This is a genomic window from Pseudomonas putida (genome assembly GCF_028682395.1).
Classification (GTDB): Bacteria; Pseudomonadota; Gammaproteobacteria; order Pseudomonadales; family Pseudomonadaceae; genus Aquipseudomonas; species Aquipseudomonas putida_AB.
This window is the reverse complement of sequence record NZ_JANHLC010000002.1, coordinates 185,281-207,941: the sequence shown is the minus strand read 5'-3', so window position 1 is coordinate 207,941 and position 22,661 is coordinate 185,281. Positions and strand designations below refer to the sequence as shown.

Sequence of the window (22,661 nt, the reverse complement as noted above, 5' to 3'; positions counted from 1 at the left end):
ATTTTCTCTGTGGGAAATATTCTCATCGAATGTACGATCCGCTCCCGTATTTGAAAAACAGGTTGTCAATGAACACCGTTTTGGAGCCTCCCAGTTACACCTTTCCTCACCCAGCTCTGACTGTCGATCTTGCTACCCGGCCATGTGCCGCGCCCCCTGGCCTTACCCCACACCATGCCCCCACGGCCCCTCGGCTGCGTGTTGTCGTGTCCGCTATTCTGAAACATCACAAGATCGAGGCCTGATAATGGAATGGTTAGCTGATCCCACGGCCTGGCTAGGCCTTTTGACCCTGATCGTGCTGGAGTTGGTGCTCGGCATCGACAACCTGGTGTTTATTGCCATCCTGGCCGACAAGTTGCCGCCCGAGCAGCGTGATCGCGCGCGGGTGATTGGCCTGTCGTTGGCGCTGCTGATGCGCCTGGGCCTGCTGGCGAGTATTTCCTGGCTGGTGACCCTCACCGCGCCGCTGTTCGAGGTGTTCGACAAGAGCTTCTCCGGCCGAGACCTGATTATGCTGTTCGGTGGTGTGTTCCTGCTGTTCAAGGCGACCATGGAGCTGCATGAGCGCCTTGAAGGGCATATCAGCCAGCGGAGCGGCAATGCCGGCTATGCCATGTTCTGGCCCATCGTGGCGCAGATCGTGGTGCTCGATGCGGTGTTCTCGCTGGATGCGGTCATCACTGCCGTGGGGATGGTCGAGGAACTGGCGGTGATGATGATCGCGGTGATCGTTTCCATCGGCCTGATGATGGTAGCCAGCAAGCCGCTGACCCGCTTCGTCAATGAACACCCGACGGTGATCATGCTCTGCCTGGGCTTTTTGATGATGATCGGCTTCAGCCTGACCGCTGAAGGCCTGGGCTTCCATATCCCCAAGGGATACCTCTATGCGGCCATTGGCTTCTCGATCCTGATCGAGGTGTTCAACCAGATCGCCCGGGCCCGACGCAAGCGCTCCCTGCAGGGCCTGCGGCCACTGCGCGAGCGCACGGCCCATGCGGTGATGCGCCTGCTGGGTGGGCGGCAACTGGCCAGTGAGGAAGTGGGCGAGGAGATCGCCGACCTGTTGGCCGGTGACGAAACGCCCACTCAGGAACTGTTCGACCGCCGTGAGCGGGTGATGATCAGCGGCGTACTGCAACTGGCCGAGCGACCGATTCGCAGCGTGATGACGGTGCGCGCCGAAGTTGACCATATCGACCTGAGCGACAGCCCTCAGGCGATCCGTACCCAGTTGCTGCATTCGGCGTACTCGCGCCTGCCGCTGATCCGCGACGGCGCCATCGACGAACCGCTGGGCTATGTGCACAAGAAGGAGTTGCTCAAGCAGTACCTGGCCGGGGATGAGCCGGATCTTCAGGTGCTGGTCCGTCCGGCGGTCAATCTGCTGGACAGCTACTCGGTGCTCAATGCCCTCGAGCAGATGCGCCAGTCGTCCACCCATATCGCCTTTGTGGTCAATGAGTTCGGCGATTTCGTCGGCCTGCTGACCCTGACCGATATTCTCGAGTCGATTGCCGGCCAGTTGCCGGATGCCAGTGAAATCACCGGCCCGGACATTGTCGAAGAGGCGGGCGGTTACCGGGTCAATGGCGCGCTGAACTTGAGCCAGTTGCGCCAGCGTATCGGCTTTGCCGCCCAGGCCACCGAGGACTACCAGACCGTGGCGGGGCTGGCGATGAGTCTGCTGGACCGCCTGCCTCGGGTCGGTGATGAGCTGACTTGGGATGGCTGGCGCATCAGCGTGCTGACGGTGGAGGAGCGGCGGATCAAAAGCCTGCGCCTGAGTCCCATCGCGGAGTAACGCGGTAGGCCCTGTGGCAGCGAATTTGCTGGCTGCCACAGGTTTTGTTGTCCTTGAAATAACCGTTCGTCGGTACTGGCGTATTGATAACTTTTCTCGGTGCGTTTCTTGACGCAATGGGTACAATCGCTGCTTTTTTCAGCGAGCCTGGAATGCATTCCACTCGCCGGCCAAGAGACTCGACAATGCTTGCGGGCAGCTATTCTTCCACTCTGGTTATTATCTCGCTGTGCGTGGCGATTCTCGCGTCCTATACCGCCCTGGACCTGGCCGGGCGCATTGCCACCGCCACGGGGCGGGCCGTCTATCTATGGATGGGCGGCGGCGCGCTGGCGATGGGGGTGGGGATCTGGTCGATGCACTTTATCGGCATGCTCGCCTTCAAACTGCCCATCGACCTGGGCTATGACCTCTGGATCACCCTGCTGTCGCTGCTGATTGCCATGCTGTCCAGCGGCTTCGCCCTGTGGCTGGTCAGCCAGCCCCGCCTGCCGGGCTGGCAATTGGTCTTTGGGGCCCTGGTCATGGGGGCCGGGATCAGTTCCATGCATTACCTGGGCATGGCGGCGCTGCGCATGCAGCCAGGCATCGACTATGACCCGACGTTGTTTGCCAGCTCGCTGCTGATCGCCGTGGCCGCCTCGGCGGCGGCGTTGTGGATCGCCTTCCGGCTGCGGCGCAATACCCCCTATGTGCGCCTGGCGCGTGGTGGGGCGGCGATTGTCATGGGGGTGGCGATTGTCGGCATGCATTACACCGGTATGGCCGCCGCAGGCTTTCCCGAGGGCAGTTTCTGTGGTGCCGCCGCCAACGGGCTGAGGGGCAAGGGCCTGGATAACCTGGTCTTGGTCACCACCCTGGCCGTGCTGGGCATCGCCTTGCTGACGTCGGTCCTCGATGCCCGTCTCGAAGCGCGTACCGCCAGCCTGGCGGCGTCACTGACCCAGGCCAATCAGGAGTTGATGCAACTGGCCCTGCACGACACTCTGACCGGTTTGCCCAATCGCGTCCTGCTCGCCGACCGTATCGATCAGGCGATGAAAAAGGTCGAATCCCAGGGCGGCTGCTTTGCCCTGATGTTTATCGACCTGGACGGTTTCAAGCCGGTCAATGATGCCTATGGCCATCATCTGGGCGATCTGTTGCTACGCGAAGTGGCCCAGCGCCTGCGCCAGGATCTGCGTGGCATGGACACCCTGGCGCGGATCGGTGGCGATGAATTCGTCCTGCTGGTGCGCCTCAGTGAACCGGACGATGCGATGCAGGTCGCGTCTCGCCAGGTCGGCTTGATGGCACGTTCGTTCCGCGTGGCCGAACACGATCTGCAACTGTCCGCGAGCCTGGGCATTGTCCTGTATCCGGGCAATGGTGAGAGCCAGCAGGAATTGCTGCGCAATGCCGATGCGGCGATGTATCACGCCAAGGGCCTGGGCAAGAATGGCTACAGCTTTTTCGATGCCTCCATGAACAGCAACGCCCTCAAGCAACTGCAACTGCTGCAGGACCTGCGTTGCGCCCTGGAGCAACAGCAGTTCCAACTGCATTACCAACCCAAGTTCGATGCCAGCAATGGCCTGCCGATTGGTGCCGAGGCGCTGTTGCGCTGGCAGCATCCGCAGGAAGGGTTGCTGATGCCGGATCGCTTTATCGAGCTGGCGGAAAAGAGTGGATTGATCATCCCCATCGGCGACTGGGTGCTCGACGAAGCGTGCCGACAGATGAGCCTGTGGTTCGCCCAGGGCTACCAGCATTGGCGCATTGCAGTCAATCTGTCGGCCCTGCAGTTCTGCAATGCCGGGCTGGTGGCCAGTGTTGCCAGTGCGTTGGCGCGCCATGGCCTGCCGGCCAACAGCCTGACCCTGGAAATCACCGAGACGACGGCCATGAGCGATGCCGACGCGAGCATGACGGTGCTTCAGCAGCTGTCGGACATGGGGGTGGACCTGTCCATCGATGATTTCGGGACCGGCTACTCCAGCCTGATGTACCTCAAGCGCCTGCCTGCCAACGAATTGAAGATCGACCGCGGCTTTGTCCGTGATCTGGAGCAGGACAGTGACGATGCGGCCATTGTCTCGGCCATCGTCGCGCTGGGCCAGGCCCTGGGCTTGCGTATCGTCGCCGAGGGTGTCGAGACTGATATGCAGCAGAATTTCCTGACCCGCCTGGGTTGTGATTCGCTGCAGGGTTACCTGCTCGGGCAGCCGCAACCGGCACAGGCTTTTATGGCGACGATTCGCCAAGGGGAATGCGCGGTCCCAAGCTGACTAAAGTGCCATTGACCGATTCGTCGGCAGACGGTATCAACGGCGCTTCAACGGGGGAGAGACCTATGGATAAAGTTGTCCTCATTACGGGCGGCAGCCGCGGCATTGGCGCCGCGACGGCTGTGCTGTTGGCCCGCGCGGGTTACCGAATTGCCATCAATTATCTGTGCGACGAGCAGGCCGCCCATCGGGTGCTGGCCGAGGTGCGTGCCTTGGGTGCCCAGGCCATCGCCATTCGTGCCGATGTCAGCAACGAAGACGAGGTGATCGGCCTGTTCCATCGGGTCGATGCCGAGCTGGGGCCGATCACCGCGCTGGTCAACAATGCCGGTACGGTCGGGCAGCAGTCCCGACTCGATGAAATGTCCGAATTCCGCCTGCTCAAGACCTTCAGGACCAACCTGCTCGGGCCGCTGCTCTGCGCCAAGCAGGCGGTGCTGCGCATGTCCATGCGTCATGCCGGCCAGGGCGGCAGTATCGTCAATGTGTCTTCGGTGGCCGCGCGGCTGGGCTCGCCGGGCGAGTACATTGACTACGCCGCGTCCAAGGGCGCGCTGGATACCTTTACCGTCGGGCTGGCCAAGGAAGTGGCGGGCGAGGGCATCCGCGTCAATGCGGTGCGCCCGGGCTATATCTTCACCGAATTCCATGCCTTGAGTGGCGACGCCGAGCGCGTTGGCAAGCTGGAGTCGGGCCTGCCCATGGGCCGCGGTGGCCAACCCGAGGAGGTGGCCGAGGCGATTGTCTGGTTGCTCTCGGACAAGGCTTCCTATGCCACCGGCACCTTTATCGATCTGGGCGGTGGTCGTTGAACCGCTCCACGCCAGTGGACTGCATCGAGGTGAGCTAACGCCCGGCCTGGACATGTGGTTCTTGCCTGGCCGGGGCGTCAGGGTGGCATTGGGGGTGAGCGGGTTGCCCGGGCGCCTACGCCTCATCCAGGGTTTTAATCAGCTCAGGGGCGGCTTAGCGGTCGATCTGTCAGAACGAGCGTACGATTCGCCCCAGGGTTTCCATGGCTTTCTCGCAGGTTTCGTCCCACGGGCTGCCATAGTTCAGGCGAATGCAGTGACGAAAGCGCTGGGCGGGCGAAAAGATCGGCCCTGGCGCAATGCTGATGCCTTGGGCCAGGGCCATCTGGAACAGCTTCAGCGAGTCCATCTGCTCTGGCAGTTCCAACCACAGAAAGTAGCCGCCGGCCGGTTGGCTGACGCGCGTCTGCGCCGGGAAGTAGCGGGCAATGGCCGCAAGCATGGCGCTCTGCTGTTCTTCCAGGGCGTAGCGCAGCTTGCGCAGATGGCGGTCGTAGCCACCGTGTTGCAGGTAGTCGGCAATGGCGGCCTGGGCCGGCATCGAGGCGCACAGCGAGGTCATCAGTTTCAAGCGCTCGATCTTCTGCGCATAGCGTCCGGCGGCGACCCAGCCCACCCGATAGCCCGGTGCCAGGCTCTTGGCGAACGAGCCGCAGTGCATCACCAGCCCTTCGGTGTCGAAGGCCTTGGCCGGCTTCGGGGCCTGCTGGCCGTAGTACAGCTCGGCGTAGACATCGTCTTCGATCAGTGGCACCTGATGCTTGCGCAGCAGTTCGACCAATTGTTCCTTCTTGGCCTCGGGCATGGTTGCGCCCATGGGGTTTTGGAAGCTGGTCATGCACCAGCAGGCCTTGATCGGGTGGCGTTCGAGCGTTTGCTCCAGCACGCCCAGATCGATGCCGTCGCGCGGGTGCACGGGGATTTCCACTGCCTTGAGCTTCAGGCGTTCGAGCACCTGCAGGCAGGCGTAGAAGGCCGGGGCCTCGATGGCAACCAGATCGCCCGGCTCGGTGACCGCCTGCAGGCACAGGTTGAGGGCTTCGAGGGCGCCATTGGTAATCAGCAGTTCTTCCATCGGCAGCATCAGGCCACCAACCATATAGCGCAGGGCGATCTGGCGGCGCAGTTGCGGATTGCCCGGCGACATGTCGGTGACCACCATGCGCGGGTCCATTTCGCGGCTGGCGCTGGCCAGGGAGCGGGCCAGGCGCTGCAGCGGGAACAGCGTCGGGCTGGGGAAGGCCGAGCCGAAGGGCACGGTCTGCGGGTCCTTGATCGAGTCCAGGACCGAGAACACCAGCTCGCTGACATCGACTTCGGTCGACTCGTTGACCTGGCTGCTGATCACCGGTTCGGAAAACGGGCTGGGCGCATGGGTGTTGACGAAGTAGCCCGAGCGCGGCCGGGCGCGGATCAGCCCGCGGCGCTCGAGTAGGTAATAGGCCTGGAAGACCGTGGACGGGCTGACCCCGTAGGTCTGGCTGGCATAGCGCACCGAAGGCACCCGTTGGCCGGGGCCCAGGACCCCGCTGCGGATCAGCTCTGCGATGTCGTCGGCGAATTTTTCGTAGCGTTTCATGGCCAGGGCTCGGGGTTGTGCGGTGTCTTTGGCGGTGCCTTCACAAGCCCGCCCACGCTGGCAGGACAGTCAAGCCTGCAGGCGCGAGCGGGCTCGCAACGGTCGTCAGTCTAAGGGATCAACGGTTCAACGGGGCAACAAAGCGGCTCTTGGCCACGGCGTAGATCGCTGGCTCATCGCTGTCGACCACCTTGAAGGCCAGTTCCTGGGAACTGCTCTTGGGTTGGTCGTCGAGCATCGCTACCGAGACCGGCAGGTCGACGATTTCGCCTGGGGCCAGGCTCAGTTCGGTTTTGCCTTGTAGCTGGAAGCCTTCACCGTCCACCAGTTCCAGGCGGTAATCCTGGCGCAGCTGAGTCTTGTTGATGACCTTCAGGCTATAGATGTTCTCGATCTGGCCCAGGCTGTTTTCACGAAACAGGCCACGGTCCTTGCTGACATCCAGGGACACCATCGGCCGTTCGATCAGAGCCAGCGCGAGGGCGCCGATCATCAGCAGCAGCACCAGGCTGTAGCCGATCAGGCGGGGGCGCAGCAGATGGGTCTTGCCGCCCTGTAGCTGGTGCTCGGAGGTGTAGCTGATCAGGCCGCGGGCATAGCCCATTTTGTCCATGATCGAGTCGCAGGCGTCGATACAGGCGGCGCAGCCGATGCACTCCATCTGCAGGCCGTCGCGGATATCGATGCCGGTCGGGCAGACCTGCACACACAGGTGGCAATCGATGCAGTCGCCCAGGCCGACGCTGGCCGGTGCCACGTCGCGCTTGCGTGGGCCGCGGCTTTCGCCCCGTGCCGCATCGTAGGAAATGGCCAGGGTGTCCTTGTCGAACATCACGCTCTGGAAGCGCGCATAAGGGCACATATGCATGCACACCGCTTCGCGCAGCCAGCCGGCGTTGATATAGGTGGCACCGGTAAAGAACAACACCCAGAACAGGCTGACGCCGGCCATTTGCAGGGTGAACAGTTCCTCGGCCAGCGGGCGGATCGGCGTGAAGTAGCCGACAAAGGTCAGCCCGGTCAGCAGGCTGATCGCCAGCCACAGGGTGTGCTTGGCCGAGCGACGTAGGAGCTTGTTGAGGCTCCAGGGCGCGGCCTGCAGCTTGATCCGCTGGTTACGTTCGCCCTCGGTGACCTTTTCGCACCACATAAACAGCCAGGTCCAGGAGCTTTGTGGGCAGGTGTACCCGCACCAGACCCGGCCCGCGAACACGGTGATCGCGAACAGGCCGAAGGCGCAGATAATCAGCAACGCCGAGAGCAGGATGAAATCCTGCGGCCAGAACGTGGCACCGAAGATATGGAACTTGCTCTCGGCCAGGTCCCAGAGCACGGCCTGGCGGCCGCCCCAGTTCAACCAGACGGTGCCGAAAAACAGCAGGAATAGAAAACCGGCCCCACCGATGCGCAAGGTGCGGAAGAAGCCGGTGAAGCTGCGGGTGTGAATCTGGTTGTCGCTGGATTTGGCCTTAGTTCTTGGGCGCGAAGGCTCAAAGTTTTCAACTATCTGGACGGGGATTCTATCGCTCATGGTCTGTCGCTCATCAGCCTCCATCAGGCCGATGCACTATGCCCAGCGATCTGTTTGCATAACAGGCTCAGGTAAATTATTAAAAAGCGGATCAGATGGCTTGGATCAGTGACCTGCGACAACTTGCCATACCTGCCCGGGGGCTTGTCAGGCGTGCTTGTAGCCGCATAAACGCAAGCGTCGGGCAGGGACCTTGATCAGGGTCAATCAAATCACCGAATCACCATCAGTGGCCCGCAGATGGTGTCGAGCGTCCTCGGCACCTGCTACGGTCAATGCGTCGGCTTCTGCTTCGGTAATGGGCACGCGACGGCCGTTGAGCTCGGCCATGGACATGCGTTTGGCCGAGTCGGTGACCACCCGCACGGCGCTGGCCGGGCCCCGCTCATGGATACCCTCGGCATCGAGGGTGCAGCTCTGGTTCGACGGATCGATATGCACGGGCATGGGGTTCTCCAGGTTGGCGGGGGTACATGCACATTAGGTAGCGCCAGGCGCCGGGGGTTCGACGCGGCCGATTAGCGGTCGGCTGCACCTCTTCGTTGCGCTGTGGTCCATGCTCTATGGCGTCCCTGGCAGGAGTTGAACATGAGCAGTGGGTGGCAGACCGTCTGGACAACGCTTCAAAGTGAATTCGCCGATATCGACGACGTGGCGCAACTGACCCGTATTACCGTGCGTTTGCTGATCGCTGCGCTGCTGGGTGCGGTGCTGGGCTTTGAGCGCGAGCATAAGGGCAAGGCGGCCGGGGTGCGGACCCATATGTTGGTGGCCATGGGCGCCGCGCTGTTTGTGATGGTCCCCCAGTTGTCCGGGGCCCAGGCCGACGCGATGAGCCGGGTGGTCCAGGGCGTGATTGCAGGCATCGGCTTTCTTGGTGCAGGCACCATTCTCAAGGGCCACGCCGAGGAGGCCGACCAGCACGTCAAGGGGCTGACCACGGCGGCGGGCCTGTGGATCACCGCCGCCATCGGTGTGTCGGCAGGGCTGGGGCGCGAGTCCACGGCGATCCTGAGCACCCTGTTGGCGCTGGCGGTGTTCAGCGTGATGCCGCTGATCGTCGCACGCCTGGACAAGGACTGAGGCTTAGCCGAGCACCGGTGGCGCTTCGCTTGGCGGATCGCCGACTGGCGGCTGAAGCGGTACGGGTGGTTCTTCTTCGGGAATCGGTTGCGGCTCGGTAGGGGGCAGCACGGGGTCGTCGATGTTCGGATCGGGCGTTTCTGCTGGAATCGGAATATTCATGGTGTCGTCCTCGCAACGCAGGGTCTTGGCAATCGGTATGGCGATGGACCTGCGTGACCGGTATTTGATTCCCGGCCTGAGCGTTGCCCTGATCGGTGGTACTGAGCGTGTAGTCGCATAGGCGGTTCGCCGATCTAAAGGTGGCACCGGTCGCCGGGCCGTAGGGGGCATCGAATGAGTCTGGGGTTTTCTCTGCGCAGATTGGTGGGCGACGTCTAGGCTTGGTGCGATGGCCAATCGCGTCGGTTGGTGCGTGATGTTTGGCGTTGGACCGGCCCGCTTCTACAGCGTGGCAGGGCGTCAACCTGCAATACCGAATGCGGGGGAGCGGAAAAGAGGCTGCGATTGCATGGCCTGTGGGGAATGGGGAAGCAGTAGGCCTAGCCGTTGGAGAATAGTGATGAGTGCAAGCAAGGGTTCAGGAACAATTGACGCGCTACCGGCGGGCAAGGACTGCGCGGCTCTGGTACGTGGCGAACACCGCGATCCGTTCGCGATCCTCGGCCCCCATGGCGACGGCGCCGGCGGCTGTTTTATCCGGGCCTTTGTGCCGGGAGCGCTGGGGGTTGGGGTGCTGGCGCGCGATAGCGAGCAAGTCTTGGCGACTCTGGACGACAGTACAGTCCCCGGGCTGTTTGTCGGTCACTTGGTGCAGGCTGATGCCTATCAGCTGAAGATCCAGTGGCCCGCGGGCGAGCAGGTCTGCGAAGACCCTTACAGCTTCGGGCCACTGCTGGGGGAGATGGACCTTTATCTGTTTGCCGAGGGTAATCACCGCGACCTCGGCGGCTGTTTGGGCGCGCAACTGATGACCGTCGATGGCGTCGCCGGGGTGCGCTTTGCCGTCTGGGCCCCCAATGCCCGGCGGGTGTCGGTGGTCGGTGACTTCAATGGCTGGGACGGCCGCCGTCATCCCATGCGCCTGCGCCATCCCAGTGGCGTCTGGGAGCTGTTTGTGCCGCGCCTGTGCGCTGGGGAGGCCTACAAGTACGAGATTCTTGGCGCCGAAGGCATCCTGCCGCTCAAGGCTGACCCGGTGGCGCTGGCCACCCAGTTACCGCCGGACACCGCCTCGAAAGTCGCCAGTCGGTTGCAGATAGCCTGGCAGGATCAGGACTGGATGCAGCGCCGTAGCGAACGCCAGAGCGTCACCGCGCCGTTGTCGATCTACGAGCTGCATGTCGGCTCCTGGCAGTGCGAGACGGATGAGCTGGGTGAGGTGGCCCGCCAATACCGTTGGGGCGAACTGGCCGAGCGGTTGATTCCCTATGTCCAGCAACTGGGTTTTACCCATATCGAACTGCTGCCGATCATGGAGCATCCCTTTGGCGGCTCCTGGGGCTATCAGCCCTTGTCCCTGTTTGCCCCGACGGCTCGCTACGGTTCGCCCGATGAGTTTGCCGCCTTTGTCGATGCCTGCCATCGCGGCGGGATCGGCGTGATTCTCGACTGGGTGCCGGCGCACTTTCCCAACGATGCCCATGGCCTGGCGCAGTTCGACGGCACGGCGTTGTACGAATACGCCAATCCCCTGGAAGGCTTTCACCAGGACTGGGATACGCTGATCTACAACCTGGGGCGCACCGAGGTCCACGGTTTTATGCTGGCGTCGGCCTTGCACTGGCTGCGTCATTTCCATATTGACGGGCTGCGCGTCGATGCGGTGGCCTCGATGCTCTATCGCGATTATTCGCGCAAGGCTGGTGAGTGGATACCGAACCGCCATGGCGGGCGCGAAAACCTCGAAGCCATCGACTTTATCCGCCATCTCAACGAGGTGGTGGCGCAGGAAGTGCCCGGTGTCCTGGTGATTGCCGAGGAGTCCACGGCCTGGCCGGGCGTCAGCCAGCCGACGGGTGAGGGGGGGCTGGGCTTCAGCTACAAATGGAACATGGGCTGGATGCACGACTCCCTGCACTACATGCAGCAGGATCCGGTGTACCGCGGCCATCATCACAACGAACTGAGCTTTGGCCTGGTCTATGCCTGGTCCGAGCGCTTTGTCCTGCCGATTTCCCACGATGAGGTCGTGCACGGCAAGCATTCGCTGATCGACAAGATGCCCGGTGATCGCTGGCAGAAGTTCGCCAATCTGCGGGCCTACCTGACATTTATGTGGGCGCATCCGGGCAAGAAATTACTGTTTATGGGCTGCGAGTTCGGCCAGTGGCGCGAGTGGAACCACGACCAGCAACTGGACTGGTACCTGTTGCAATACTCCGAGCACTTGGGTGTGCAGCGGCTGGTGAGCGACCTCAATCGCCTGCATCGCGAAGTGCCGGCCCTGCATGACCAGGACCATCTGCCCCAGGGCTTCCAGTGGCTGATCGGCGACGATGCGCTCCATAGCGTCTATGCCTGGCTGCGCTGGAGTCGGGCCGGTGAGCCATTGCTGGTGGTGGCTAATTTCACCCCAGTGCCGCGCGCGGGCTACCGGATCGGCGTACCGCTGGCCGGACGCTGGCAGGAGCTGATCAACAGCGATGCGGCCACCTATGCAGGGTCCAACTACGGCAATGGCGGCGGGGTTGGCAGCGAACAAACGCCGAGCCATGGGCAGGCCCAGTCGGTGGTGTTGAACCTGCCGCCCTTAGCGGTCTTGATCCTGGCGCTGACGCCCTGAGCCGCTTGCTTAGAGGTGTACCTCGACCGCCAGCGGCAAATGGTCGGACAGGTGGGTCCAGGGCTTGTGCCCCAGGATCTGCGGCGCATGGCTGCGGGCGTTGCGCAGGTAGATTCGGTCCAGGCGCAGCAACGGCCAGCGCGCCGGGTAGGTCTTGGCCAGGCGGCCATGGTGCTGCTCGAAGGCTTCATGCAGGTCGGTGGCACGGGCCAGGGTGGTATTGCCCCGCAACTGCCAGTCATTGAAGTCACCGGCAATGATCACCGGCGCGTCCGCAGGCAACGAGTGGAGAAGCTGGCAGAGCAGGGCCAGTTGCAGTTGGCGATGACTCTCCAGCAGGCTCAGGTGGACGCAGATCGCATGGACCTGGGCCTGACCCGGCACATCCAGTTCGCAATGCAGCAGCCCTCGACGCTCGGGGCCGGTGATCGAGACATCGAGGTTGCGGAATTGGCGGATCGGATACTTGGACAGCAGTGCGTTGCCATGATGGCCGTCGGGGTAGACGGCGTTGCGCCCATAGGCGAAATCGTCCCACATGCTATCGGCGAGAAATTCGTACTGGGACGTCTGCGGCCAGTTGCTGTGGCGCATGGCGTGGCGATCATGCTCGCCGAGCACTTCCTGGAGAAACACCAGGTCCGCCGACGTGCTGCGTACCGCTTCACGCAGCTCGGGCAGGATAAAGCGCCGGTTGAAGGTGGTGAAACCCTTGTGGGCATTGATCGTCAGGACTTTGAGGCGTTCGACCGCCGGTGCCTGGGCGGTGGTGGTCTGCCGGGGTGTGGCTGTGCTCACGGTCGCTCCTGTGGATTGGCCAACGGGTCCTCTATGCGACCACTGCGCTCGACGGCTAGTTCAGCCCAGGCCCCGTGCATCTAGTGCGGCTTGGCGGTGCGCAGTTCGAACAATAGTAGCGATCTGCCAGTTACGCTGAAACGGTCGCCAAAATCGAAGGAACGTTCGCCTTGGAACCCTGGCTCGCAGGTGTCGAGTTGCAGGCTCCAGCCGCTGCCTTGGGCCAGGTCGGGCAGGCAGAAGTCGATCGGGTTGGCGTGGGCATTGACCACCAGCAACAGGCTGGCATCGTTGCCGGTGTGGCGGATGCCCGAGACCCGCGCCCGCCCGTCCAGCAGCATGCCCAGGCAGCGGCCCTCGCTGTCGTGCCAATGCTCGGTGGTCATCTCGTTGCCGTCTGGGGCGAGCCATGTGACGTCCTTGAGCGCCAGTTGCTCGTTGTATTCGCCGGTGGCAAAGCGTCCGCGCCGCAGGACCGGATAACGCCTGCGCAACTGGATCAGGTAGCGCACAAAGGTTTGCAATGAGCGGGCGTCGTCGTCCAATTGCCAGTCGATCCAGCCGATCTCGCTGTCCTGGCAATAAGCATTGTTGTTGCCGTGCTGGGTGCGAGCGAACTCGTCGCCGGCCACCAGCATCGGCGTGCCTTGGGCCAGCAGCAGGGTGGCGAGGAAGTTGCGCATCTGGCGCTGGCGCAGCGCTCGGATCTGCGGGTCGTCCGTGGGGCCCTCCACGCCGTGATTCCAGGACAGATTGTGATTGCTGCCGTCGCGGTTGCCCTCGTCATTGGCTTCGTTGTGCTTGTCGTTGTAGGACACCAGATCGTGCAGCGTGAAACCGTCGTGGGCGGTGACGAAGTTGAGTGAGGTATAGGGCCGCCGCCCGCGTCGGTTGAACAGGTCGCCCGAGGCACTCAGGCGGCTGGCAAAATCGGCGAGCTGGCCTTCGTCGCCTTTCCAGAAGGCGCGGGTGGTATCGCGAAAGCGGTCGTTCCACTCGACCCAGCCAGGCGGGAAGCCGCCAACCTGATAGCCACCGGGGCCGCAGTCCCAGGGTTCGGCGATCAGCTTGACCTGGCTGAGCAAGGGGTCCTGGCGGCAGGCCACCAGGAAACTGTGGCGCTGGTCGAAGCCGTCGTGATACCGACCGAGAATGGTCGCCAGATCGAAGCGAAAACCGTCCACGTGCATGTGCGCGGCCCAGTAGCGCAGCGAGTCGGTGACCATCTGCAGGACGCAGGGGTGGCTCAGGTCCAGGGTGTTGCCGGTCCCTGAATCGTTGATATAGAAGCGCTTGTCGTCCGGCATCAGCCGGTAGTAGGAGACGTTGTCGATGCCGCGCATGGACAGGGTCGGGCCCTGTTCGTTGCCTTCGCCGGTGTGGTTGTAGACCACGTCGAGCAGCACTTCGAGGCCGCCTTCGTGCAAGTGCGCGACCATTTCCTTGAACTCGGCGATCTTGCCGCTGGCCAGGTAGCGTGGGTCGGGGGCGAAGAAGGCGATGCTGTTGTAGCCCCAGAAATTGGTCATGCCCTTGTGCAGCAGATGCTGGTCATTGACGAAGGCATGGATCGGCAGGAGCTCGACCGAGGACACGCCCAGGTCACGGATATAGGCAATCACCTCGTCGACCATCAGCCCGGCGAAGGTCCCACGCAGGTGCTCGGGAACGTCCGGGTGGCGCATGGTATAGCCGCGGGCATGGGTTTCGTAGATCACCGTGCGCTCCCAGGGCACGCTGACACGCTGGTCGCGGCCCCAGGTGTGGGCCGGGTCGATCACCTTGCACTTGGGCACGAAGGGCGCGCTGTCGCGCTCATCGAAACTCAGATCGGCGTCCGGATGGCCGATGGTGTAGCCGAACAGGGCTTCGGACCACTTCAGTTCGCCCACCAGTTGTTTGGCGTATGGGTCGATCAGCAGCTTGTTGGGGTTGAAGCGATGGCCGTTCGCCGGATCGTAGGGGCCGTGGACCCGGTAGCCGTAGACCAGGCCCGGATGGGCGTCGGGTAGGTAGCCATGAAAGATCTCATCGGTGTATTCGAGGAGTTCGATGCGCTCGATCTCGACTTCGCCGCTGTCATCGAACAGGCACAGCTCAACGCGGGTGGCGTTGGCAGAGAACAGCGCGAAGTTGACCCCCAGGCCATCCCAGGAGGCGCCCAGTGGAAAGGGCAGGCCCTCGCGCAGGCGCGACGCATTGTCAGGGGGGCGGGGGCTCTCGTGCATGGTTGTCTCCTCGGGCTGGGGGGGTTATTCGGCAGAAGGTTTGCGCGGTGCACGGGGCTTTTTCGGCGCCGTGGTCTTTGCTGCAGTGGTGGCCGGCCGGGTCCGTGCCTGGCGCGCAGGTGGCGGTGAGGGCGCCAGGGCCTGGGCCTCCGCCAGCTTGCAGGCCATTGCCCAGTGGCGTGCCTCCTGCCCGTCGGGACGGCCCTCGGACTCCCAGATCTGATAGGCGAATTCGCGGATGCGTTTGTCATCGGTATTCATGGCGGGCTCCTGGGTCGGGTCTGACGTTGGCTGGGTAGGTAAGTCCTTGAAAGTGGGTGTCCGGCCCGGCGCTCATGGGCCGCGGTCGCGCTCCCAGGCCTGGGCCCTGGCACAGGCCAGCAACTCCAGGCGACGGGCCGCATCCGGGTCGTCAAGCAGGTTCACGCAGTCGCCGGGCAGGCGCTGGCGCCAGTTCGGGTGGCTGGTGACGGTGCCGGGCAGGTTGGGCTGCTCGGCCAGGCCCAGGGCATCTTCAAGGGGCAAGAGCACCAGTGGCGCGCGGGTATGGCCGAGAAAGCGCACGCTGGCGTCGATCAGTTGATCGGTTTCACGGGAGGCACTGCGAAAGTTCTGCGGGTCCTGTCGCAACGCCTGGAACAGGCCGTCGCGTTCGCGCTGACGGCGTTCGCGCCAGTGCCATTCGGCCTCGGCATCGATCATCCCGAGTTGGCGGTTCCAGTCGATATCCCGGGCGTGCCACCAGCCGTTCAAAGGCGGCAGATCATGGGTGCTGGTGGTGGCCAGGGCATTGTCCGGCCAGTCAAGGATCGGCTTGAAGCAGGCGCCGTGATCCTGTTCGAACAACAGGACGCGGATCCCGAGAATCGCCCGGGCGCTGAGTTTTTCCCGCAGCCCATCGGGCACCGTGCCCAGGTCCTCACCCAGGACAATGGCCTGGTGACGATGGGATTCGAGGCACAGCAGGCGCAGCAGATCGTCCACCGGATAATACAGGTAGGCCCCCTCGCTGGGCGCGCCACCCAGGGGAATCACCCACAGGCGTTGCAGGCCCATCACGTGGTCGATGCGCAGGCCGCCGGCCTGGGCGAAGTTGGCTCGCAGCATTTCGATAAAGGCCCGGTAACCATGGCGCTTGAGGCCGTCGGGGGAAAACGCCGATATGCCCCAACCCTGGCCGATGCGGTTGAGCTGGTCCGGCGGTGCGCCGACGGTCAGGGCGGCGAGCAATTCCCCTTGGCGACTCCAGGCCTGGCTACCGCCACCGTCGGCGCCAACCGCGAGATCGGCGACCAGGCCGACGGCCATGCCGCTGGCCCGGGCGGCGCTCTGGGCTCGGGCCAGGCCGCGGGCGGTCAGCCATTGGCCAAAGGCGTAGTAACCGACCTGGGCACTGTGCTCGGTGGCGAACTGGGTCAGTTGCGGGCTGTGCGGGTCTTGCCATTCGGCGGGCCAGTAGCGCCAATCGGTGGTCTGCCCGCGAGCCAGGCAATCGGCTTGCAGCGCTTCGAAACGGCAATGGTTCTCTAGGGCTTCACCGCCGGCCTGGCGAAACAAGGCGAAGTCGTCGCACAACGGGTGCTCGCCCTGGCGGAACTGCGCATAGAGGGCCGCCAACAGCAATTGCTTGGCCCGCGCCACGCGAGGCCAGTCGATCAGGGTCAACTGGTCGAGGGCCTGTAATTCATCTTCCAGCTCGCAGGCTTCGATGGCCTGGCGCACGGCCTCCTCGCCAAGGATCGCCGCAGGAGCGGCATAGATACTGTTGAGAAACAGGCGGCTGGACGGTGAGTAGGGGCTGAAGAGCGTCGGGTCGCAACTGAACATCGCGTGCAGCGGGCTGATGGCCAGGGCATCGGCGCCGCGCTCGCCGGCGGCGCGGGCCAGGGTTTCCAGTGCCATGCAGTCGCCACAGCCGCCTGCGCCGGGGCGTTGCAGGCTGTACACCTGGACACCCAGGCCCCAGGCCCGGGCCGGGCGCTCATCAAGGGCGGCGGCGAGGGTGTAGCAATGGGGCGGAGCCACGGCGAGGGTGAAGCTCTGGCCGAGAATCCGCGCCTGGTGATAGCCGAGGGTCATGATGGCGGGCAGGATAGCCTGCTCATCCAGGTACAGCTCCAGCTCGCTGCCGTCCTCCAGGTGCAGGTGGCAATGGCTGTAGGGCGCGAAATAGCCAGCCAGGTCCAGCGGCTGGCCAAGGTCGGCGGTCAGTAGGGGTGGCAGGCGGTGTTCCTGTTGCTGCAATTGCAGGGTGAGCAGGCTGGCTTCGATCTGCTGCGCGTCTTCGGCGTTATGGCCGAGCCCGGCCAGTACCCGGCGCAAGACCTCGGGGGCGACTCGTTGTGCCCGACCCTCGGCGTCGACCCAGTCCACGGCCAGGCCGGCCCGGCTGGCGAGTATTTCCAGTTGCATGTCGCTCATCGGCACTCCCCCTTGCGTTTCTCGGCCTGGGCCCGCTCCCCATCGGCGTGCCGCTGGCATGGTCCGTTACGATCAGCGATAGGCTTCGGCCACCAGGTGTTCGTACAGTTGGGCGTAGGGTTCGACCGCCTGGCACCAGTTGAAGGGCGCCGCCATGGCCCGGCAGCGCATGGCATTGAGCAGCGACGGGTAGGCGAACACCTTGAACGCCCGTTTCAGCGCGCCCTCGTAGCTGGCCACGGTGGACTCATCGAATAGAAACCCGGTGACGCCATCGTCGATGGTGTCGGCCAGGCCGCCGGTATTGCGCGCCACCGGTAGCGAACCAAAGCGCTGCGCATACATCTGGCTCAGGCCGCACGGCTCGTAGCGCGAGGGCATCAGCAAGAAATCGCTGCCGGCAAACATCCGCCGCGCGTCGGTCTCGTTGAAGCCGATGCGCACTCCAATGCGTCCGGGGAAGCGTCGGGCCAGTTCGCGCATAGCCTGTTCTTCCTCGGGCTCGCCGCGGCCGATAATCGCGATCTGGCCGCCGCAAGCGACGATAGAGGCGGCAACGCCTTCGGTCAGGTCGAGGCCTTTCTGGTAGACCAGCCGCGACACCACGGCAAACAGCGGCCCGCTAGAGGGCTGCAGGCCGAACAGCTCACGGACATGAGCGGTATTGATGGCTCTGGCGCGCCAGTCGCCAATGGCAAAGGGGCTGACCAGATGGGGATCGGTGGTGGCGTCCCAGCTTTCATCGATCCCGTTGGGAATGCCGCTCAGCAGCCCTTGCTGGGTCTTGCTGGCGAGAAAGCCATCGAGTCCGCAGCCAAAGGCCGGGGTGGTGATTTCCCGGGCATACGTGGCGCTGACCGTGGTGATATGGCTGGCATACGCCATGCCGGCCTTGAGAAACGACAACTTGCCGTAGAACTCCATGCCTTCCTGTTGCAGGGCGTGGGGCGGGATACCGAGTTCCGGGCAGCAGGCCAGGCTGACCACGCCCTGGTAGGCCAGGTTGTGGATGGTGAACAGGGTGGGCGTGCGTTGGCCGCGCCAGTGCATATAGGCCGGGGCGAGCCCGGCGGGCCAGTCGTGGGCGTGGACCAGGTCCGGGGTCCAGTGGATCTGCGCCAGGTTAGCGGCGATATCGGCGGCAGCCAGGCCCAGGCGTGCGAAGCGGATATGGTTGTCCGGCCAGTCGCGCCCATTGTTGGCGCCGTAGGGCGTGCCTTCGCGCTCGTACAGTTCGGGGCAGATCAGCACATAGATCACCAGCCCGTCCTTGAGGTCCATGCGCCCGATCTTGCACGCCGGCAACGCGGCATGGCCGCTGAGCTCGCCGATGATGTGGATCGGGTTGTCGCTGTTGATCACCTGCCGGTAGCCGGGGATCAGCACCCGCACATCGTGCAAGTGGCGCAGGGCCCGAGGCAGGGCGGCGGACACATCGCCCAGGCCGCCGGTCTTGACCAGGTCGGCAAGTTCGGAGGTGACGAACAGCACTTTCTTCTGGTTTGGATTGTTACGCGGCGTCGCCACTGCCCGTCCACCGGGCGTGAGGGTCAGCGGCTCGCTGTTTGGCTGGGCGGAACGTTCTCCCTGGGGGTCTATCGCGGCACTGATCATCAAGCTCTCCCGTCCCGACAAAGGGACCTGGCCATTGGCCAATTTTGTGTGGGCCCCGTCCTGGGGCCGTACGCGCGAATTCCCGGCAGAGCGACCATGGTGGCGTCTGCATTGGGGGATCGACGAGGGATGGCAGCTGCTCGCGGTACACCGTGTGCAGTGGCCTTACCTTTAACCTGACCTGGCGTAACGCGACAAAGTTTCGGGCGTTTTTCAGCGACGCGACCGTCGGACACTGCCAGGCAGAAGCATCAGTGTAGGAGAGATAAAGCCAGAGCGTAGGGCCCTGCGCTGGGGTTTTTTCAGGCGACGGCGTCGGGCTGATACGCGGTCACGGGGGCCGGATTCCCGCGCCTGGAAATCACCGGCGAAAAAAAACCGAGGCCCGTTAGCCTCGGTTTCTTGTGCGGCGCTGCTTGAGCTTAAACCGGGAACAGTTCGCTCAGTTTCATCGACAGCATCATGTCGCCTTCAACGCGCAGTTTGCCGCCCATAAAGGCCTGCATGCCGTCGGTCTCGCCGGTGGTCAGGCCTTCGAGGGTTGCGCTGTCCATGATCAGGGTGACGTTGGCGTCAGGGTTGGCGCCTTCTTCCAGGGCACAGGTGCCGTCTTTGACGATCAGTGCGTAGGATTTGTCTTCATCGGTAATGTTGAAACCGAAGATCAGGTCCAGGCCGGCAGCGGCAGCCGGGTTGAACTTGGATTGCATCTTTGCAACGGCATCAGCTACAGAACTCATGGTTCGATCCTTTTATGGGTGATTCCAGTGACCTTGGGGTCACGGTTGGCCGGTACTCAACGAAACGTGATGAGTTCCGGCGCCTTCAGCAGTTGCAGGTGCGCTTGACTGTTGAAGGAAGCCAGGGCCACCTCGCGACCGCGGAATTTCAGCTGGTTGAGCGAGGTGTTGATAATTTGCCAATTAAGCTCGAACGCCTGGCGCGCCGGGATTTGCGTGACCAGGTGGAGCAGGGCGGTAATGGTGCCGCCGGAAGTAAAGATTGCGATTTTCTGGGTGTTGTCGGCGTGTTCGAGCAGGCGTTGCAGGCCGGCTTCGACACGCTCGACAAAACCACTCCAGCTTTCCAGGCCGGGGCTGTCGTAGTCGCCCTCCAGCCAGCGTTCGATGATCAGGGCGAACACCCGCTGAAACTCGGCACGATGCTGCGCGCCGTTGCGCAGCGCTTCCCGGGCCTTGGGCTCACGGTCCAGCAGGCTGGGGAGCAGGGCGCGGATAATGGCGTCGGCGTCGAATTCGTTGAAGGCCGGATCGACTTCCAGCACCGGTACCGGCAGGCCGACCTTGGCGAACTGCGCCAGGGCGCTGCTGGCCGTATGTTGCTGGCGACGCAGATCGCCGGCCAGGCACCGGTCCAGGCTCAGGCCCAGTTGCGCCAGATGCTCGCCCAAGACCTCGGATTGGCGGATGCCCAGTGGCGACAGTACGTCGTAGTCGTCTGCGCCGAAAGAGGCCTGGCCATGTCGAATCAGGTAGATGCTGCCCACGTCCGCGTCGTCCCGGTACGTTGAAAGTCAGGCGAGGTTATGGGGATGGCGCGGGCCTGTCAATCAAAAAACATACGCTTGTTTGAAAATCTTGTTGGAGGCCTGTGGCAGGCTGTTCTGCGCCGGTGCGGCGGCCTGGCTGCGGGCTTCTTCGCGATGGGTTAGGCGGCGCTGTCATGCGTTGCTGCTGGGGTCAGCGACAGCGCCCCGGCCATTGCGGCCGGGGCTGTGGCGTTCAGTCTGGCGCGTTCAACCGATCCTTGAGGCGCTGGCTACGCAAGCGGTCTGCCTCGCTGACATACGCGTCATAGCCCTGAAAGCGGATATCCAGATAGAAATGGTCTTGGCCGAGCGTCGGATCCTGGCGCTTGGTCCGCCAGTCCGGGCGGATGCTGACGATATGGTCACTGATCCGCGTCTGTGCGTAGTGCAGCAGCTGCTCGCGTGTCGGGGATCCCGTGACGTAAATCTGCCGATATTCGGCTTTGCTGATAAAACGATTGTCGAGACCGGCCGTGACGCCGTTGCCGTAGTTCTGCCTGATCTCGTCCCCAACCAACGCGACCAGCCGCCCCAGGCTGGGTGCGTCGGTACTGCTCAGGTCCTGCAAAATCCGCAGTACCCGGCCCTCGCTGTCGAGGCAGACGGCGGTATCGATTCTGACCGCGTCGATCTGGCGTGAGTGGGCATAGGGCACGGATGGGCAGTGGGCGGCCAGTCCGAGGAGCGCCGGGCGATAGCCTTGCGGATTGAAACTCGCGTAGTCGACCCCAAGCAGGCTGTGGTCATTGTGCGGGTAGCGCCCATCGCGCTCGCGGGCACTCTGCTTGATCTGCGCTACTTGCTCGCGCGTCCAGCCATCATAGCCGGGGGCGTAGTGCGAACAACCATTGAGGGCGAGGACGGGGGTGAGCAAAAGGGCGCTTAACAGTTTGACGGTCACGCAGGAAAATCCTTGTAGGTGGTTCTATTTCGAGCCTCTGGCCCATGGTGAGGGGCTCTGGCTGCGCGGATTATAGCCTTGGAGGCTGCGGCCTTTTAAGTGTGCAGCCTCGGTCTATAGGGCGACACCGAGGGCGGTGCGTAAGCGAACAACGGAGTTAGACGCGCCTCGGACAATGCTCCTACAATGGCCGTTTTAAAGCCATTGAGGTTGTCCCGTGGAGTTTCTTGCCGAGTACGCAAGTTTTCTGGCTAAAACCGTTACCTTGGTCGTCGCCATCCTGGTGGTATTGATCACCGCCGCTGCGCTGCGTAGCAAAGGCCGGCGCAAGCCTGGCCAGTTGCAGGTCAGCAAGCTCAACGATTTCTACAAAGGCCTGCGCGAGCGCCTGGAGCAGAGCCTGCTCGACAAGGATCAGCTCAAGGCGTTGCGCAAGCAACAGGGCAAGAGCGAGAAGAAACAGAAGAAACCGGTCGAGAGCAAGCCCCGGGTGTTTGTGTTGGATTTCGATGGTGATATCAAAGCCTCGGCCACCGATAGCCTGCGCCATGAGATCACCGCGCTGCTGACCCTGGCCACGCCCAAGGATGAAGTGGTCCTGCGCCTGGAAAGTGGTGGCGGCATGGTGCACAGCTATGGCCTGGCCTCTTCGCAACTGGCGCGGATCCGCCAGGCCGGCGTGCCGCTGACCGTGTGCATCGACAAGGTTGCGGCCAGCGGTGGCTACATGATGGCGTGTATCGGCGAGAAGATTATCAGCGCGCCGTTTGCCATTCTTGGCTCCATTGGCGTGGTCGCCCAGTTGCCCAACGTCAACCGCTTGCTGAAAAAACACGATATCGATTTTGAAGTGCTCACCGCCGGTGAGTACAAGCGTACCCTGACCGTGTTTGGTGAAAATACCGAGAAGGGCCGGGAGAAGTTCCAGGAAGACCTGGATGTCACCCATCAGTTGTTCAAGGACTTTGTGTCGCGCTATCGCCCGCAACTGGCCATTGATGAAGTAGCCACCGGCGAGATCTGGCTGGGTGTGGCGGCGTTGGACAAACAATTAGTGGATGAGCTCAAGACCAGCGACGAATACCTGGCGCAACGGGCCAAGGACGCGGAGCTGTTCCATCTGCACTACAGCGAGCGCAAAAGCCTGCAAGAGCGGGTGGGGTTGGCGGCCAGCGGTTCGGTTGATCGCGTGTTGCTGACGTGGTGGAGCCGGTTGACCCAGCAGCGCTACTGGTAAACACGCACCCCTGGCGTGTAAGAACGCTACGCCATGAAAAAGCCCCGCC

Annotated in this window: 18 protein-coding genes; 6 read left to right on the top strand and 12 right to left on the bottom strand. The window is 63.2% G+C overall.

Annotated features, from left to right (window positions below):
* Positions 1 to 247 precede the first annotated feature (247 nt).
* The 3 genes from NPS46_RS06270 to NPS46_RS06260 all read left to right on the top strand — a co-directional run bounded on the left by NPS46_RS06270 (position 248) and on the right by NPS46_RS06260 (position 4,886).
* Positions 248 to 1,807, top strand: coding sequence for a TerC family protein (locus tag NPS46_RS06270; RefSeq protein WP_274105568.1), 1,560 nt, complete (start codon positions 248 to 250; stop codon positions 1,805 to 1,807).
* Between the two features lie 185 nt (positions 1,808 to 1,992).
* Positions 1,993 to 4,074: a putative bifunctional diguanylate cyclase/phosphodiesterase gene (locus NPS46_RS06265; RefSeq protein ID WP_274105567.1), complete on the top strand. Its 2,082-nt coding sequence runs from the start codon at positions 1,993 to 1,995 to the stop codon at positions 4,072 to 4,074.
* Between the two features lie 65 nt (positions 4,075 to 4,139).
* Complete coding sequence (locus tag NPS46_RS06260; RefSeq protein ID WP_274105566.1) at positions 4,140 to 4,886, top strand: SDR family oxidoreductase; 747 nt, start codon at positions 4,140 to 4,142, stop codon at positions 4,884 to 4,886.
* 169 nt (positions 4,887 to 5,055) lie between these two features.
* On the opposite strand, the gene mapR is transcribed toward NPS46_RS06260, so the two are convergent.
* From mapR to NPS46_RS06245, 3 genes are all read right to left on the bottom strand, one after another.
* Entirely contained in the window at positions 5,056 to 6,465 is a 1,410-nt protein-coding gene (mapR, locus tag NPS46_RS06255) for a GntR family transcriptional regulator MpaR (protein WP_274105565.1), read from the bottom strand.
* 118 nt (positions 6,466 to 6,583) lie between these two features.
* Positions 6,584 to 7,996, bottom strand: a complete 1,413-nt coding sequence (gene ccoG / locus NPS46_RS06250; RefSeq protein ID WP_274105564.1) for a cytochrome c oxidase accessory protein CcoG — start codon at positions 7,994 to 7,996, stop codon at positions 6,584 to 6,586.
* 207 nt (positions 7,997 to 8,203) lie between these two features.
* Complete coding sequence (locus NPS46_RS06245; protein WP_274105563.1) at positions 8,204 to 8,443, bottom strand: DUF3203 family protein; 240 nt, start codon at positions 8,441 to 8,443, stop codon at positions 8,204 to 8,206.
* Positions 8,444 to 8,584: 141 nt separating this feature from the next.
* Here NPS46_RS06245 and NPS46_RS06240 point away from each other — a divergent pair, with 141 nt between their 5' ends.
* Positions 8,585 to 9,079, top strand: coding sequence for an MgtC/SapB family protein (locus tag NPS46_RS06240; protein WP_274105562.1), 495 nt, complete (start codon positions 8,585 to 8,587; stop codon positions 9,077 to 9,079).
* A gap of 3 nt (positions 9,080 to 9,082) precedes the next feature.
* Here the strand turns inward: NPS46_RS06240 and NPS46_RS06235 are convergent, their stop codons facing one another.
* Positions 9,083 to 9,241, bottom strand: coding sequence for a hypothetical protein (locus NPS46_RS06235; protein ID WP_274105561.1), 159 nt, complete (start codon positions 9,239 to 9,241; stop codon positions 9,083 to 9,085).
* A gap of 400 nt (positions 9,242 to 9,641) precedes the next feature.
* Between NPS46_RS06235 and glgB the strand changes: the two genes are divergently transcribed.
* Positions 9,642 to 11,864: a 1,4-alpha-glucan branching protein GlgB gene (glgB, locus tag NPS46_RS06230; protein ID WP_274105560.1), complete on the top strand. Its 2,223-nt coding sequence runs from the start codon at positions 9,642 to 9,644 to the stop codon at positions 11,862 to 11,864.
* Positions 11,865 to 11,873: 9 nt separating this feature from the next.
* Here the strand turns inward: glgB and NPS46_RS06225 are convergent, their stop codons facing one another.
* The 8 genes from NPS46_RS06225 to NPS46_RS06190 all read right to left on the bottom strand — a co-directional run bounded on the left by NPS46_RS06225 (position 11,874) and on the right by NPS46_RS06190 (position 21,375).
* On the bottom strand, positions 11,874 to 12,662 hold the full coding sequence (locus NPS46_RS06225; RefSeq protein ID WP_274105559.1) for an endonuclease/exonuclease/phosphatase family protein: 789 nt from the start codon (positions 12,660 to 12,662) through the stop codon (positions 11,874 to 11,876).
* A gap of 80 nt (positions 12,663 to 12,742) precedes the next feature.
* The gene (gene glgX, locus NPS46_RS06220; protein ID WP_274105558.1) at positions 12,743 to 14,890 is read right to left on the bottom strand and encodes a glycogen debranching protein GlgX; all 2,148 of its coding nucleotides are present in this window, start codon (positions 14,888 to 14,890) and stop codon (positions 12,743 to 12,745) included.
* A 24-nt stretch (positions 14,891 to 14,914) separates the two neighbouring features.
* Entirely contained in the window at positions 14,915 to 15,151 is a 237-nt protein-coding gene (locus tag NPS46_RS06215; RefSeq protein ID WP_274105557.1) for a DUF2934 domain-containing protein, read from the bottom strand.
* Between the two features lie 72 nt (positions 15,152 to 15,223).
* Positions 15,224 to 17,311: a 4-alpha-glucanotransferase gene (gene malQ, locus NPS46_RS06210; RefSeq protein ID WP_274105556.1), complete on the bottom strand. Its 2,088-nt coding sequence runs from the start codon at positions 17,309 to 17,311 to the stop codon at positions 15,224 to 15,226.
* A 72-nt stretch (positions 17,312 to 17,383) separates the two neighbouring features.
* Complete coding sequence (glgA, locus tag NPS46_RS06205) at positions 17,384 to 18,925, bottom strand: glycogen synthase GlgA (protein ID WP_274105555.1); 1,542 nt, start codon at positions 18,923 to 18,925, stop codon at positions 17,384 to 17,386.
* A 422-nt stretch (positions 18,926 to 19,347) separates the two neighbouring features.
* Entirely contained in the window at positions 19,348 to 19,665 is a 318-nt protein-coding gene (locus tag NPS46_RS06200; protein WP_274105554.1) for an SCP2 sterol-binding domain-containing protein, read from the bottom strand.
* Between the two features lie 56 nt (positions 19,666 to 19,721).
* Positions 19,722 to 20,432, bottom strand: coding sequence for a histidine phosphatase family protein (locus tag NPS46_RS06195; protein ID WP_274105553.1), 711 nt, complete (start codon positions 20,430 to 20,432; stop codon positions 19,722 to 19,724).
* A 235-nt stretch (positions 20,433 to 20,667) separates the two neighbouring features.
* Positions 20,668 to 21,375: a hypothetical protein gene (locus tag NPS46_RS06190; protein WP_274105552.1), complete on the bottom strand. Its 708-nt coding sequence runs from the start codon at positions 21,373 to 21,375 to the stop codon at positions 20,668 to 20,670.
* 217 nt (positions 21,376 to 21,592) lie between these two features.
* Between NPS46_RS06190 and sohB the strand changes: the two genes are divergently transcribed.
* Positions 21,593 to 22,612: a protease SohB gene (sohB, locus tag NPS46_RS06185; protein WP_274105551.1), complete on the top strand. Its 1,020-nt coding sequence runs from the start codon at positions 21,593 to 21,595 to the stop codon at positions 22,610 to 22,612.
* Positions 22,613 to 22,661: the final 49 nt, after the last annotated feature.

Excerpts from the sequence above, each read along its gene's own strand:
- NPS46_RS06245 (WP_274105563.1), bottom strand. The coding sequence starts at position 8,443 with ATGCCCGTGCATATCGATCCGTCGAACCAGAGCTGCACCCTCGATGCC.
- NPS46_RS06235 (WP_274105561.1), bottom strand. The coding sequence starts at position 9,241 with ATGAATATTCCGATTCCAGCAGAAACGCCCGATCCGAACATCGACGAC.
- ccoG (WP_274105564.1), bottom strand. The coding sequence starts at position 7,996 with ATGAGCGATAGAATCCCCGTCCAGATAGTTGAAAACTTTGAGCCTTCG.
- mapR (WP_274105565.1), bottom strand. The coding sequence starts at position 6,465 with ATGAAACGCTACGAAAAATTCGCCGACGACATCGCAGAGCTGATCCGC.
- NPS46_RS06260 (WP_274105566.1), top strand. The coding sequence starts at position 4,140 with ATGGATAAAGTTGTCCTCATTACGGGCGGCAGCCGCGGCATTGGCGCC.
- NPS46_RS06265 (WP_274105567.1), top strand. The coding sequence starts at position 1,993 with ATGCTTGCGGGCAGCTATTCTTCCACTCTGGTTATTATCTCGCTGTGC.
- glgA (WP_274105555.1), bottom strand. The coding sequence starts at position 18,925 with ATGATCAGTGCCGCGATAGACCCCCAGGGAGAACGTTCCGCCCAGCCA.
- glgX (WP_274105558.1), bottom strand. The coding sequence starts at position 14,890 with ATGCACGAGAGCCCCCGCCCCCCTGACAATGCGTCGCGCCTGCGCGAG.
- glgB (WP_274105560.1), top strand. The coding sequence starts at position 9,642 with ATGAGTGCAAGCAAGGGTTCAGGAACAATTGACGCGCTACCGGCGGGC.
- NPS46_RS06200 (WP_274105554.1), bottom strand. The coding sequence starts at position 19,665 with ATGAGTTCTGTAGCTGATGCCGTTGCAAAGATGCAATCCAAGTTCAAC.
- NPS46_RS06240 (WP_274105562.1), top strand. The coding sequence starts at position 8,585 with ATGAGCAGTGGGTGGCAGACCGTCTGGACAACGCTTCAAAGTGAATTC.
- NPS46_RS06270 (WP_274105568.1), top strand. The coding sequence starts at position 248 with ATGGAATGGTTAGCTGATCCCACGGCCTGGCTAGGCCTTTTGACCCTG.
- NPS46_RS06215 (WP_274105557.1), bottom strand. The coding sequence starts at position 15,151 with ATGAATACCGATGACAAACGCATCCGCGAATTCGCCTATCAGATCTGG.
- malQ (WP_274105556.1), bottom strand. The coding sequence starts at position 17,311 with ATGAGCGACATGCAACTGGAAATACTCGCCAGCCGGGCCGGCCTGGCC.